This window comes from Denitrobaculum tricleocarpae (genome assembly GCF_007004665.1).
GTDB lineage: Bacteria > Pseudomonadota > Alphaproteobacteria > Kiloniellales > Kiloniellaceae > Denitrobaculum > Denitrobaculum tricleocarpae.
In genome coordinates this window covers 535318-548800 of record NZ_ML660054.1, presented here as the reverse complement: position 1 = coordinate 548800, position 13483 = coordinate 535318, and the positions used below count along the sequence as shown (strand labels likewise).

Sequence of the window (13483 nt, the reverse complement as noted above, 5' to 3'; positions counted from 1 at the left end):
TTAGATTTCACTTTTTCCACCGTTGCTCCTACCCAGGCCAAAATAAGGATTCCATCTATGCAAGACAGCAGGGCAGACGAGCTGATTCGTCGCCATCAGGAACTCGCGTCGTCGCGGACGACCTGGGAGAACCACTGGCGTGAGATTGCCGAGCGTATTCTGCCGCGCCAGGATTCCTTCCAGACCAAATGGTCCGAAGGGGCGAAGCGCAACGAAAAGATTTTTGACTCGACCGCGCCCATCGCCCTGGAGCGCTTCGCGGCAGCCATGGAATCCATGCTCACGCCGCGCGCGCAGCGATGGCATCGCTTGCGCGCGACCGACCAGGCGCTGAACGAAGCGGATGGGGTGCGTGACTGGTTCCGGCAGGTCGAGGACATTCTCTTCGCTGCGCGCTACAGTCCCCGCGCCAATTATGCCAGCCAGCAGCACGAGACCTATATGAGCCTCGGCGCTTTTGGCACCGGCGTGCTCTTTGTCGGTGAGGAGGTGGGCAGCGGCCTGCGCTATAAGTCGATCCATCTCTCGGATTGCTGCTTTGCCGAGGACGCCAACGGGCGGATCGATACGGTCTTTCGGAAGTACCGTCTCTCGGCACGCCAGGCTGCGCAACGCTGGCCGGAAAAAGACCTGCCGCGCGGTATCCAACGGGCGCTGGAGAAAGAGCCTGAGCGGCGCTTCGAATTCCTGCATGCGGTTTTGCCGCGTGGAGAGATCAAGCCGGGCAAGGCCGACGCCAAAAACCTGCCCTTTGCCAGCACGCATGTTGCGGTGGAGGACCGGATGATTCTGCAGGAAGGCGGCTTCGAGCAGTTCCCCTATGCGGTCTCGCGCTATGTCACGGCGCCCAATGAAGTCTACGGGCGGTCCCCGGCAATGGCGGTGCTGCCGGACATAAAGATGCTCAACGAAATGAGCCGGACGATCATCCGCGCGGCCCACAAGACCGTCGATCCGCCGGTCCTGATTCACGATGACGGAATCCTGGGCGGCCGTCCCGACCTGCGGCCGAACGCGATCAACTACGGCGGGGTCGACAGTGCCGGCCGCCCCCTGATGCAGCCTTTCCAGAACAACGCCCGGGTCGATATCGGCCTGGACATGATGAACCAGCGCCGAGAGGTCATCAACGACGCCTTCCTGGTCAGCCTCTTCCAGATCCTGGTGCAGGGGCCGGCCATGACCGCGACCGAAGTTCTGGAGCGCGCGCAGGAGAAGGGCGTGCTGCTGGGGCCGACCGTCGGGCGGCAGCAATCGGAATCGCTGGGGCCCATGATCGAGCGTGAGCTCGCGATCCTGGCGCGCGCGGATGCTCTGCCGCCTATGCCGGCGGCTCTGCAAGAGGCGGGTGGTGATTATGAAATCCAGTATGACTCGCCCCTGACCCGGGCGCAGCGGGCGGAAGAGGGATTGGGTGTCATGCGCGCGCTGGAAATCGCCGGGGCGATGGCGGCGGCGGACCCGAGCGTCTTCGACAATTTCGACGCGGACGCAGTGGCCAAGATCGCCGTCGAAGTGCACGGGGTCGAACATATTCTGCGTAAGAAAGAAGAGGTCGAAGCCCTGCGCGGCGAGCGCACACAGCAGGAGGGCCTGAGCCAGACCCTGGCCGCCGGTCCGCAGGTGGCCGACACGGTGAGCAAGCTCTCAAACGTCGAGGGGGGCGGTGCCGGTCTGGAGGCCGTGCTGGAGCAGATCGCAGCCGGAAGTGAAGGCCCGGTTGGCCCAAGTGGTGCAAGGGGCGGACTTCCGCCGGGTGCGGTGCCGCCTCCCGGCAATGGGGAAGGCCTGCCAAATGCGTGAGGTCTTCGCCCGCCTTCTGCGCCGCCGCCGTCTGGCTTACCGGCGCACCTTCGCAAGCCGGGACGGGCAGGCGGTGCTTGCCGATCTGCGCAATTTCTGCTGCGCGACCCGCCCCAGCTTTCAGCCTGGCGATAGCCATGCGACCGCCTTGCGGGAGGGCCGCCGTGAGGTTTGGCTGCGCCTGCAGATGCATCTCAACATGACCGAAAAGCAGATCTGGCAGCTGAGTGATGAGAACGCGCCGGAGTGAGGCCGGGCCCCGGTCTTTCTGCCTAAGAGTAGCCCGAAACTAGATATAGGATGACGCGATGCCGTTAGAGACCACCGAGGGATCGATGCTGCCTGGTGATGATGGCCGGTCCGGAGAAACAAATGGACCTGAAGATATTTCAGACAGTACCCCTGAGCCTGCAAGCGCTGCCGACTGGACCAGCGACTTGAGCGAAGAACAGCGCACACTGTTGGAGACCAAAGGCTGGAAGGGACCGGGCGCGGTGCTGGAGTCCTACCGCCATCTGGAAAAGCTCGTGGGGCGGGACAAGATCGCCATTCCTAAGGCAGGTGACAGCGAGGCCTGGAACGCGGTTTACGACCGTCTGGGTCGACCGGAGTCCGCGGAGGGCTACGAGATTTCCGTCCCGGATGGCGTTCAGCGCGACGCGGCCTTCGAGGAGCAGATGCGCGGGCTCTTCCATTCCGCCGGTCTGACCAAAGCACAGGTGGCGGCACTCTCCGAGGGTTGGCACGGCTATCTGGGCGGTGAAACTGCGCGGGCCGAGCAGGGGCGGATCGAACGCGCCGAGCGGGAAGACGAGGCCTTGCGGTCTGAATGGGGCGGTAGTTTCGACCGCAACATGGAGCAGGCGCGGCGCGCGGCCCGGTCTTTCGGCGATGCCGAGATCATCGACGGCCTGGAAGAGGCCGTAGGCCGCGCCGCCGTCTTCAAGATGTTCGCGCGCATCGGCGCGGCCATGGCCGAGGACAGCCTGGAAGGTGAGGGCGGTGAGAGCTTCTCCCAACCCGGTTCCGTCCGCGCGCAGATCGCATCCCTCAAGGCGGATCCGGCCTTCCGCGAAGCCTGGCTCGAGCATTCCCATCCCGGCCATCAGCAGGCCGTTGCCCGCATGGCCGCCCTGACCGAAAAACTGGAGATCCTGTCGTGAGTGATGTGAAACCTGAAACGCCCGCTGCCGCTTCTGTTCAATCTCGCCATCCGGACTGCGAGATTCAGCGCGAGGATCTGCGGCTGGACTGCCTGCGCCTGGCTGCGCAACGCCAGGGCGCGCGCGATAGCCGCGGCCTGCTGGAGATTGCTGAGGAGTACTACAGCTGGGTGACGGCGGAGAGCGCTCCTGCGAGCGCTGGCGATGACGATCCTCAGGTTGCGCCGGCTGCTGTCGAGTGGACAAGGGTGAGGACAGCGCCCGTCAAGCGTGCTTCGACGCTGTCACTCGGCAAGAAGGCAATCGGTGTCACAACAACGGCCAAACAAGGTGGTCGGAAATCCCGAGCGGCTTCACGTGAATGACCGGAGAGGCGATTGGTTTTGCAAACTGTCGTCGACAGGTGATTTCGATAGCTGATTTTTAACGGACCTCTTCGCGAGGTCTTTTTTTTGCGCCGCGCCGTCCGGATCCACCGGGCCGCGTGGCGTTTTTCGTTTCAGGGCTTTGAGCCCTTCCCAACGTCGCGAGGACCTAGAGCATGTTGCATTTAACTGCAGTCCCAGGCCGATCCGAACGCAGTGTGCTCCGTAAACGCTGCCGCGGATCTGCCCTCGAATACCTCTGTTCCATTGAAAGCGGCAGGCGCTGATATGCCGCGGTTTCCGGTACAGCCGCAGCGGACATCAGCGCCCGCTGCCTTTTCCCGCACGCCCCGCGCCCAGGCCGCCCATTTCGGCGCCGGGATCGGCCGCCATCTCGCCGATCTCGGTGTCGGGGCGGCGGAGCTTGGCCAGGTGATCGAACAGCGGCAATCGCGGCAGGCCGAGCAGCAGATGTCGAACTTCGACCGCGACCTTGCCAAGCGTCGCGCTGAAAGCGACGCGCAAGCACCGCCGGAGGAAGACAGCGAGAGCCGGATCACGCGGCATCAGTCGCTGTTCGAGAGCAGCGCCGATGCAGTGCTGCAACACTACGAAGGTCAGGCTTTGCATGGGCGCTTGAGTGAGGGTATCGAGGCGCGGCGAGATGCTTACCGGCAAAAGCTGTTGGCACGCGAAGCGCATCAACGTTTGCGCACAAGCCTCGACGATACGCAGGCGCTGGTGCAGCAGTGGTCAGAGCGTGTCGCGCAGGATCCGACAGAATTTGCCACTGCGTCCCTGGAACTCTTTGGCGACAAAGCGAGCGGCGAGGCGGGGTTGTTGGCCGGTCTTGGGTTGCGTCCGGAGGCTTTGGCGGCGTGGAAAACCCACAGCCTGAACCAATTGCTGGATGCAAGGGTGACCAGCGACCCGGCGGGTCTGATTGCGGAGTTGGAGACGGGGCGTTGGCAGGATCAGTTGTCGGAGGAGCGGAGGGAGCAGCTACGCGTTGAGGCGGGCGAAGCGCAGCAGCGCCGGGCTTCCGCCGAGGCCATCGAACTCGGGCAGCAGCGTGGCGGCGCAGCGTTGCGGCTTTCCAACGACATCGGTTCCGGCCGTGCCGGGCAGGGAGAGATCCGCCGTGCGGAGGAAGTGGGCACGCTCTCCGCTCCGCAAGCCGAAGCTCTGCGTGCCGAGGTCGAGCGGGCCGAGATCGCGCGTCAAGCGCAACAGGTCGCCGGTGACGAACTGGTCCTGACCTTCAGCACAGGCATCGGGTTCGACCCCGAGAACCCTCAGAACCGCCGGGCGGCGGACGCCTTTTATGAGAAGACCTACAGTCCGGCCCTGCGTGAGGGCGCGGCTGAAGAGGTTGTCGCACAAGTCGTCACGATGGTGGCTAAGACCGGCTACATGCCGCCGCGTCTCGCGAAAGACACCACTGGACTGCTGTTGGGCAGTGACGAAGCGGGTCAGGTTCAGGGCGCCGAACTCTACGGGCGTTTGCGGGAGTTCGCGCCCGAACTTGTTGAGGACAGCATCGATCTCGAGGCGCGCGCCCGGGGTGGGGTGCTCAAGCGGTGGCTCGATGCTGGGTTGGAGCCGGGTGATGCACTTGTCCGGGCCAAAGCGGATCTGATGAGCGAAGGAACCTCCAGTCCGTTTAACCAGGAGAACAAAGAAGCTTTTCGTCAGGATCTGCGCAAGCGCCTGGGCGAACGAATGGGAGGAGTTGTTGCTGCTGAACTCTTGATGCGGCTCGAGAGCAAGTATCTGAAGTTGCTGGGTGAGGGGAGGTCTCCACAAAAAGCAAGAGCGGAGATACAGCGCGATCAGGGCAGGGCCTTCATTCGCCTGGCGCAAACGGATAGCTGGCTGGCGGAGGCCGGCTTCGTCTGGAGCGAGCGGCATGGGGAACGCGTTCTGATCCCGACCGAGCCCCGGCTGCAGAAAATGGCTGTGCCGGCTGTTGTTGGTGCAGGCGCGGCGATTGGATCCGTCATCCTCGTGGCCGCCGCGTACTCCTACACGATCCAGACGGCCAAAGACTGGGGCTTCGAAGTTCCCGAAGTCATGGATGATCTTGATAGCTGGCTCAACGGTCTGTCGGAGGAAACCAGGATCTACGTTTTCGAGACTGTCCCGGACATTGCGGGTTGGCTCGACAAAGCGGTGGTTCGCTTGGGGGACGATCAACCTCGTCTGGCCGATGTCGTCAAGGAAGACGAAGTGACCAACACACGCAGTGTCGCGTTCTTCCTGCCAGGGCATGGCCGCCTGATACTCCACCAGCAGTATGACATCACGGCCGAGCGCTACGACAGTCTCGAAGTCACCTTTTACGACAAAGACAAAAAGCGATGGGTGACCGAGAAGTACGCCAGCAGCCGTTTTAATCAGCCTGCGGGGTCTGTTGGGGGTCAGCCGAAGCCCGGTCGCGGGACGACGGCACCGACTGCAATGGCACCGGACGATTCACGGCAGGAAGGTGGCCAAGCGATTGTCGTTCCATCTGACGAGCATCGCCCGATCATTCAACCCGGACCGTCTGCCGATCCGGTGCCGACATCCCCACTTCCGCCGTCTGAAGCAGGGCCCGGGCGAGAGCTCATGCCCGGTCACACCGGCGGCAATCAGACCGAACTCGGCCCGCGCACTGACCGGATACCAGGCTATCCAGCGCAAGAACAGGAACCGCTGATACTTATAAATCCGGAGCAGAGCGATGAGCTCAACGTTCCTATTGTTTTACTGAGCGAAGACTACACAAAAAACAGCACGCTTACTATTGGGCCATATGCAGGGGAACTTATTCCAGGTTATCGTGGGCGTATCCGAGCGAGAGAGCAGAGGCTCATCGAGCAATTGATGAAGAAGGATGGTTGCCATACTTGTGGTACACACGATCCAGGGACTACAAGCGGAAAAGCAATTGGTGATCATCAACCCTCACAGGCGCTTGAGGAGCCAAAATGGTTTTTACCTCACTGCGTAAATTGTTCTCGACGACAAGGTGGTGAAGTGACGCAAGAAAAGCGTAGACGAAATATGAAAAAAAAGAAGAAAGGTGGAAAATGAACAAGACAATGCTTGTTCCAAACGGCGTAATTTTCTTTTTCGACGACAATCATACAGACGTCATTATTCCAATGCATGATGACGGGTATGTTGTTGATGCCAACGATTCAAGTGTTTCCGTATTCACGAAAATTGATGTTGATGGTGAAGTCTTCATTGAGTTGGCAAATAAGATACCGGGGTCGAAGAAAGAGAATCTGCAGCATGTCTTCGACGGATTAATTGATGCTCCAGGGCGCAAGGTCGCTATGTTCACAAGTGTAGAAGACGTCATCATGGAGGTTGACGTTGCTGACACCAAGGCAAAGCTATCAGTGTGGGTTGATGACTTAGACTCTCCCAATGTCGTTTTGGTCGAGGCGACGTAGCGTTCGATTTTTCGTAAGCGAGATTTAGTGTGTCGTTACTGCGTCTCCCATCGCTATGTCAAAAGAATGCTGTGAAGATCGAGTCGACCGAAGATCGGCGACGGGACTGACGATGAGCCAGTAAAAAGTCCCAAGGTAAAAGTCGTTGGCAATGACTCCCGGAGAAAGTGTTCCGCACCATCAGGATATGAAAACGATGCAGCTTGTGCTGAAGCGGATTCATGATGCTGTGGGGCATAGAGGTGGAATTCTGAATTTCTTTAAGAAGGAAAAAATGTGACCGAGTTGGTCAATAGAGGACCTCACTTGACTAAGGAGAGGCTTGCAGAGTTTGAGACTTCGAACGGTATAAGGCTCCCCTCCGACTATCGAGAATTCCTGCTGACCTACAATGGCGGGCGACCGGTTCCAGATACTTTTCCCTTGGTGGGGCATAAGGAAAGTGAGAGCGGTGTCTCCTTTCTTTACGGCATCGATTACCCGATAGAGTCTCTGGAGCTGCAATGGATGTTCGATTTGAATGATGGATATTTCTCCGATCCGGCATTCAAGAATTTTTTTCAGATCGGAAATGACGGCTTCAATGACAAGATTTGCTTGGACTTGTCCGACGAAAGGTTCGGTGCCGTCATCTTCATCGATATGGTGCCCATGTGGAAAGACCATACAGAAAAAGATATTTATGTCATCGCGGGCAGCTTCACGGAGTTTCTCGAAATGCTCTACGAACCGGAAGATGACGACTGACGGGGGCGTCGGGTCTGATCGTACACCTATGTGTTGAAAAATAGCTGTTGACTCTTCTGCTCTCGTTTTCATAAATGTTCCCTATATGTTCTGTTTGATTGTTGTGAGTTTAGGGGCGAGCAAATTGGCAGAACCTGGGGAGAATTGGCGTGACGGCGTGCGACATCGACATTGACTTCGATTTGGTCTTTCGGGAGGACGATTTTCGACAGAGGTTTCTTAGGGGCGAGGAAGAAAAAAGCGGGTTTGCCGACATTGAAGCGAAGGCTAAAGCCGTTCTTTCCGACGAGCCCTGGTGTCCGCCGACAACAGAGACCTATGTCGCTGCCTATTGTCCGCCGATCGTGGCGGTTTTTCTTTACAGAATTGACACGCAGCACCCGGTCGCGCTCGAAGATGAAGACGGCTTTCTGGAATGGGCCTGGGTTTTGGTTGGTGATTTGCCGCCGCTCTATATTCTGTACATGCCAATCGCGGATGGTCTGGATGCATTACGATGTTACGTTGGCGTATATCAGACTTGGCTTAAGCGATTTGATGCCGGCCTTCCGCTTGAAGAGATTGCGGATCTCAAAGTGCCCCACGATGAGGAACATGCAGAGATGCTTCGCGTTCGCGCAAAGCTTCTTACCGAGTTTTTTCTGGAGAATGAACGTCCACCCTTGTTCCCGGGCTCGCAAGGTTAGTCGGGACAACCGCTCGATTGTCCAGCCCACCGCTGCTGGCTGTTGGCGGTTTGTGACAAGAGCTTTGGGGGAGGAAACGAGAGAATGAATAGAACGCTGTTGGTTCCGCATGGAGTCGTATTCTTTATGGACGATAGTCATCCAGACGTAATTGTTCCAATGCATGACGATGATGGTATTGCAGATGCCAGTTCCTCATGCGTTTCTATCTTTTGCATGATAGATATGGAAGGCGAAGTCTTTGTCGAACTGGCTAATGAAATTGCAGGCTCAAAGAAGGAAAACCTGCAACAAGTGTTCGAGGGCGTGATTGAAGCACCAGGACGCAAGATCGGTATGTCTACCAGCGATGGTGATGTTCTTATGGAAGTGGACGTTGCCGAAACAGAAGCAAGGTTATCAGTCTGGGTCGATCATCCTAAGTGGCCGACAACTGTTTTAGTAGAAGCAAATTGATTATCGCAACATCGCTTAAATCTGGTCCGATATCTGGTTTATCAGAACAGAAACTGGTCGCCTGTTCCATGTTTTGAACCGATTTATAGTGACGGGCTCTTGCAACTTTGCCGAATGACACGTTCGCGTTTCCTTTTGCAACTGACAGCTTTGGCGATCCGATATGCTTTGATTTATCGGAGGAGCGCTATGGTGCTGTGGTTTTTATCGACTTGGTTCCGATGTGGACGGACCACTCTAAGAAGGATCTCTATGTCATTGCGGGCAGCTTCACGGAGTTTCTCGAAATGCTCTACGAACCGGAAGATGACGACTGACGGGGGCGTCCGGTCTGATCGCACACCTATGTGTTGAAAAAAGTGGTTGACTCTTCTTGTCTAGGTTCCTTAAAGGTTCTTTATATGTTCTTTTTTGACTGTTGTGAGTTTACAGTCGAAACAATTCGCGGAACCCAGGGAGAATTGGCGTGACGGCGTGCGACATCGACATTGACTTCGATTTGGTCTTTCGGGAGAACGATTTTCGACAGAGGTTTCTTAGGAGCGAGGAAGAAGAAAGCGGTTTTGCCGACATTGAAGCCAAGGCTCAAGCCGTTCTGTCAGCGGAGCCCTGGTGTCCGCCGACAACAGAGACCTATGTCGCTGCCTATTGTCCGCCGATCGTGGCGGTTTTTCTATACAAGATCGATACACAGCACCCGATCGCACTCGAGGATGAAGACGGCTTTCCGGAGTGGGCCTGGGTTGTGGTTGGTGATTTACCGCCGCTCTACATTCTTTATGTGCCGATTGGGGATGGTGTAGGTGCACTTCGAGTTTACATTGAGATGTATCAGACTTGGCTTAAGCGCTTTGATGCCGGTCTTCCGTTTGAAGAGCTGGATGACCTTGAGATCCCAAAAGATGCAGAGCACGCGGATATGCTCCGTGTTCGCCTAAAACTGCTCACTAAGAATTTTGTAGAGGCCTTGAGGCCTCCATTGTTTCCGGGCCTCCCATTTCAAGTTGAATAAAAGCTTGGTTTTACAGAGCCGCAATGGAGACTTTTGAAGGTAAAATCGAATGGTTCTTTCCATTTGAAGATCTCGTTTGCGAGGTCGCATTTCATGATAACGGCCGTGTCGCTCATACTCATTTATGTGATTGAAACGACGACGACAGGATCGTCAGTTAGGCTTGGCTGTATAATCGGTGCACGGTTCCTGAGGCCGAAAAGTGAGTGAGCATGGAAGAACCTCTACCGCATGCGATGTCCGCAAACTTCACTGAAAACGAAACCGGCTTTTAAACTGCCGGACCGCGCGACCGAGGTTACGGTTTCTTCTTTAACAGCAGATGGATTGCCGCCCTATTTCGCTATCTATTTCGGGGAGGATGATTGGCCTCCTCGATCCCCAGACTCACCCTGGTCGAGCGGCGACTCATTGATAGTCAGAGTCCAGTCACGAGGCTTCTTGGTGACGAGATGCTTTACCTAATCCAATAAGCAATTAGGAGCTAAATCCGATTTTGGTATTTCCCGGTCAGTTGGCAACGCAGGCAAGAACACAAGTGTTTCATTCCTTCTCAGAAGAGACGCAGGTGTTTTCTCGTTTTGAGGTCCTAGATGCTTTCAAGTCATATGACCTGAAAATGGAAATTTGCGCCGTGAGAGTGCTTTGAAGAGCGTGGGGATTGAGTTTGTGAACATGGACTTATCCTCACGATCCAGACAACCGTAACCCTCCGGTCTCTCGGACCTCAGGGTGTCGTTCTGATCCCTAGACATTAACGGACCTCTTCGCGAGGTGTTTTTTATGCGCCGCGCCGTGCGGGTTTTGCCGGGCCGCGTGGCGTTTTTCGTATCTGGCCTTTCAGCCTTTCCCCAACATCGCGAGGAATTTTATGCCGCGGTTTCCGATTTTGCCGCAGCGGACATCTGCGCCCGCTGCCTTTTCCAGCACACCCCGTGCTCAGGCCGCTCATTTCGGTGCTGGGACCGGCCGCCATCTCGCCGATCTCGGTGCCGGGGCGGCGGAGCTTGGCCAGGTGATCGAACAGCGGCAGAAGCGGCAGGCCGAGCAGCAGATGTCGCAGTTCGACCGCGACCTTGCCAAGCGCCGCGCCGAGAGCGATGCGCAAGCACCGCCGGAAGAAGACAGCGAGAGCCGGATCAATCGGTATGAGTCGCTCTTTAAGAGCAGCGCCGATGCGGTGCTGCAACAATATGAAGGCCAGGCTCTGCATGAGCGCTTGAGTGAGGGTATCGAGGCGCGGCGAGATGCTTACCGGCAAAAGCTGTTGGCACGCGAAGCGCAGCAGCGTTTGCGCGCGAGCCTTGATGACACGCAGGCGCTGGTGCAGCAGTGGTCAGAGCGTGTCGCGCAGGATCCAGCAGAATTTATCAATGCGTCCCTGGAACTCTTTGGCGACGAAACCAGCGGCGAAGCGGGGCTGCTGGCCGGTCTCGGCTTGCGCCCGGAGGCTCTCGCTGCCTGGAAAACCCACAGCCTGAACCAATTGCTGGACGCACGAATGACCAGCGACCCGGCGGGTCTGATTGCGGAACTGGAGACCGGGAACTGGCACGACCAGCTGTCGGAGGAGCGCCTCAAGGGCTTACTGGACGACGCACGAGAGGTCCAGCAGCGCCGGGCTTCCGCCGAGGCGCTCGAGCTCGGGCAGCAGAGCGCGGGCACGGCGTTGCAGCTCTCCAACGACATCGGCGCAGGTCGTGCCGGGCAGGCGGAGATCCGCCGCGCGGAGGAAGCGGGCACGCTAAGTGCTTCGCAGGCGAAAGCTCTGCGTGCCGAGGTCGCGCGGGCGGAGATTGCGCGCCAAGCGCAGCAGATCGCCGGTGACGAACTGGCCCTAACCTTAAGCACCGGCATGGGGTTCGACCCTGAGAACCCTCAGAACCGTCGGGCGGTGGACGCCTTTTATGAGAAGGTCTACAGCCAGGCCCTGCGCGCGGGTGCGCCGGAGGAGGTGGTTGCGCAAGTCGTCTCGACGGTGGCCAAGACCGGCTACATGCCGCCCCATCTCGCAAAAGACACAACCGGATTGCTGCACAGCGGCGACGACGAACGACGGCTCGCAGGCGCCACACTCTACGGCGGTTTGCGCGATGCCGCGCCGCTCCTCGCATCCCTGGCCTTTGATCCCGAAACACGCGCACGTGGCGGGATCTTGAAGCGTTGGCTCGACCTTGGCCTTGAGCCGCCGGAAGCTCTGCGCCGCGCCGAAGCGGAATGGCCAGGTGACGGCAACACCCAGATGCTCGAACCCGACGAGATGTTGGCCCTTAAACGCGATCTGGGATCGCTCTTTACCGGTGAGCACTCCGGGCCTCGGGTCGACCAGATCCTGGACCAGCTTGAGCAGAACTATCTGGACGACCTCGGCAAGGGGATGACGCCGCGCCAGGCCCGTCGGCAACTTCGGCGTGATGCCGGTCGGGTGATCGGAAAACTCACCTCAATGAGGGTGAGTGTGGAGGGGAATTTTCCCGACAACGGCCGCTCCCTGCTTTTCGTGCCTGTTCGAGGTGGAGGGGCCAGGCCGCCCGCTCCTGGCGGCGGGAAGAAGTCAGCTTCTCGGCCTGGTGAGTGGTATTTCGGCCCCTTCGGAAACCCTCTGGATGACGAGCTTGCGAACGCCGCCGGCCTTGAGCTTGAGCGTCTGACCCGTGAAGCCGCGGCCTGGATGATCGAGGTCTATCTTTCCCGTTACAGCCTGCCGGGCAGGTTGCGCGCTTCGGTGGCGTCATCCGAAGCAGAAACGGACCTCAGCGGTCCGTCGGTTTCGATCGGCGATGGCGAGAGCATCCCCAGCAAAATTTTAGCAGAGGACAATCACGTCGGGTCACGCACTCTGAAGTTTGAAGACCCAAGGTACGGCGACGTCACCATCCGCCAGTACTACGATCTTGCGACGGGCAGGTACTACAGCGTCGAAGCATACTTCACGGACCCGGAGACCGGGCAAGTCGTCATTGAGACGCTGCCGAGCAGCCGACTGGACCTGAAGGTCGAGGGCAGCAGCGAAGCTGAGCTGCTCTATCGGGCGGATGCGAAAAGAGGGCCCGCGGGCACCTCGGAAGACGCCGGAGAGCGGGGTCAGGCGACCGTCGTTCCATCTGACGAGCATCGTCCGATGATACAACCCGGACCACCTGCCGACCCGGTGCCGACTCTCCCTCTCCCGCCGTCTGAAGCAGGGCCTGGGCAAGAACTCATGCCCAGTCACACCGGCGGCAATCCGACAGATCATGGCCCCCTCCCAGGACAGGCGCCAGGCTTTCCGGCGCAGGAACAGGAGCCGTTGATACTCGCTAGTCCGGATCAGAGTGATGATTTGAGTGGGGTAACCATTCTTCACAGCGAGAGTAGCGACGACGCAAAGAAGAAAGTTCCCAAGCCAGGAGCTGATACCCGCTTAACATCTGGAGTGTCAGAGACTGACACAACAGGCGCACATACGTCGAGAGGTTCGACACAAAGTTCCGATTCGTCCACTGCGGCTTCCGGTTCAGGCACACCGGTTACCTCGACGGAAACGGATCAAGCGAACGCTGATGTTCCTGGAATAAAGCTCACTCGCGGTGGTAAAAGAGAGTTAGGGGCATTGGCTTCGTTGAAAGATACTACGGCACTCGAAGCGGTCAAGATGAGGGGTGGCGGAGCTAAGGAAATTCAGGCTATTCGAACGGACTATCAGCAGAAAACACTAGCTGAACTCGCAAATTTGGCGGCTCTTGATGATGAAGATGCTGATAGAGCTATTAAGATTGTTAAGTCGGCCAAACGCTTGGCGCAGAAAAACCACGGGCAATAAAAT

At 58.1% G+C, this 13483-nt stretch carries 13 protein-coding genes; all 13 read left to right on the top strand.

Annotation, left to right across the window (positions count from 1 at the left end):
* Positions 1 to 57 precede the first annotated feature (57 nt).
* The 13 genes from FKG95_RS11635 (at position 58) to FKG95_RS11575 (ending at position 13480) form a co-directional block, all read left to right on the top strand.
* Complete coding sequence (locus FKG95_RS11635; RefSeq protein ID WP_179954062.1) at positions 58 to 1803, top strand: portal protein; 1746 nt, start codon at positions 58 to 60, stop codon at positions 1801 to 1803.
* The gene (locus FKG95_RS11630; RefSeq protein ID WP_142896508.1) at positions 1796 to 2053 is read left to right on the top strand and encodes a Bbp19 family protein; all 258 of its coding nucleotides are present in this window, start codon (positions 1796 to 1798) and stop codon (positions 2051 to 2053) included. Before FKG95_RS11635 ends, FKG95_RS11630 begins: the two co-directional genes overlap by 8 nt.
* Positions 2054 to 2111: 58 nt before the next feature.
* The gene (locus FKG95_RS11625) at positions 2112 to 2966 is read left to right on the top strand and encodes a hypothetical protein (protein ID WP_142896507.1); all 855 of its coding nucleotides are present in this window, start codon (positions 2112 to 2114) and stop codon (positions 2964 to 2966) included.
* The gene (locus FKG95_RS11620) at positions 2963 to 3331 is read left to right on the top strand and encodes a hypothetical protein (protein ID WP_142896506.1); all 369 of its coding nucleotides are present in this window, start codon (positions 2963 to 2965) and stop codon (positions 3329 to 3331) included. The genes FKG95_RS11625 and FKG95_RS11620 overlap by 4 nt, the downstream gene beginning before the upstream one ends.
* Before the next feature lie 288 nt (positions 3332 to 3619).
* On the top strand, positions 3620 to 6409 hold the full coding sequence (locus FKG95_RS11615) for an ATP-binding protein (protein WP_142896505.1): 2790 nt from the start codon (positions 3620 to 3622) through the stop codon (positions 6407 to 6409).
* Positions 6406 to 6777, top strand: coding sequence for a hypothetical protein (locus tag FKG95_RS11610; RefSeq protein WP_142896504.1), 372 nt, complete (start codon positions 6406 to 6408; stop codon positions 6775 to 6777). Before FKG95_RS11615 ends, FKG95_RS11610 begins: the two co-directional genes overlap by 4 nt.
* Positions 6778 to 6928: 151 nt before the next feature.
* Positions 6929 to 7057, top strand: coding sequence for an HNH endonuclease (locus FKG95_RS30450; RefSeq protein WP_142896503.1), 129 nt, complete (start codon positions 6929 to 6931; stop codon positions 7055 to 7057).
* Positions 7054 to 7524 (top strand): SMI1/KNR4 family protein, encoded by a 471-nt coding sequence (locus FKG95_RS11600; protein WP_142896502.1) that lies wholly within the window; start codon positions 7054 to 7056, stop codon positions 7522 to 7524. Before FKG95_RS30450 ends, FKG95_RS11600 begins: the two co-directional genes overlap by 4 nt.
* Positions 7525 to 7673: 149 nt before the next feature.
* Positions 7674 to 8210, top strand: a complete 537-nt coding sequence (locus tag FKG95_RS11595) for a hypothetical protein (RefSeq protein ID WP_142896501.1) — start codon at positions 7674 to 7676, stop codon at positions 8208 to 8210.
* 84 nt (positions 8211 to 8294) lie between these two features.
* On the top strand, positions 8295 to 8666 hold the full coding sequence (locus FKG95_RS11590) for a hypothetical protein (protein ID WP_142896500.1): 372 nt from the start codon (positions 8295 to 8297) through the stop codon (positions 8664 to 8666).
* A 107-nt stretch (positions 8667 to 8773) separates the two neighbouring features.
* The gene (locus FKG95_RS11585) at positions 8774 to 8983 is read left to right on the top strand and encodes an SMI1/KNR4 family protein (protein WP_142896499.1); all 210 of its coding nucleotides are present in this window, start codon (positions 8774 to 8776) and stop codon (positions 8981 to 8983) included.
* Positions 8984 to 9132: 149 nt separating this feature from the next.
* A complete protein-coding gene (locus FKG95_RS11580) occupies positions 9133 to 9678 on the top strand; it encodes a hypothetical protein (protein ID WP_142896498.1) in 546 nt (181 codons plus the stop codon).
* 871 nt (positions 9679 to 10549) lie between these two features.
* On the top strand, positions 10550 to 13480 hold the full coding sequence (locus FKG95_RS11575) for a coiled-coil domain-containing protein (RefSeq protein ID WP_142896497.1): 2931 nt from the start codon (positions 10550 to 10552) through the stop codon (positions 13478 to 13480).
* Positions 13481 to 13483: the final 3 nt, after the last annotated feature.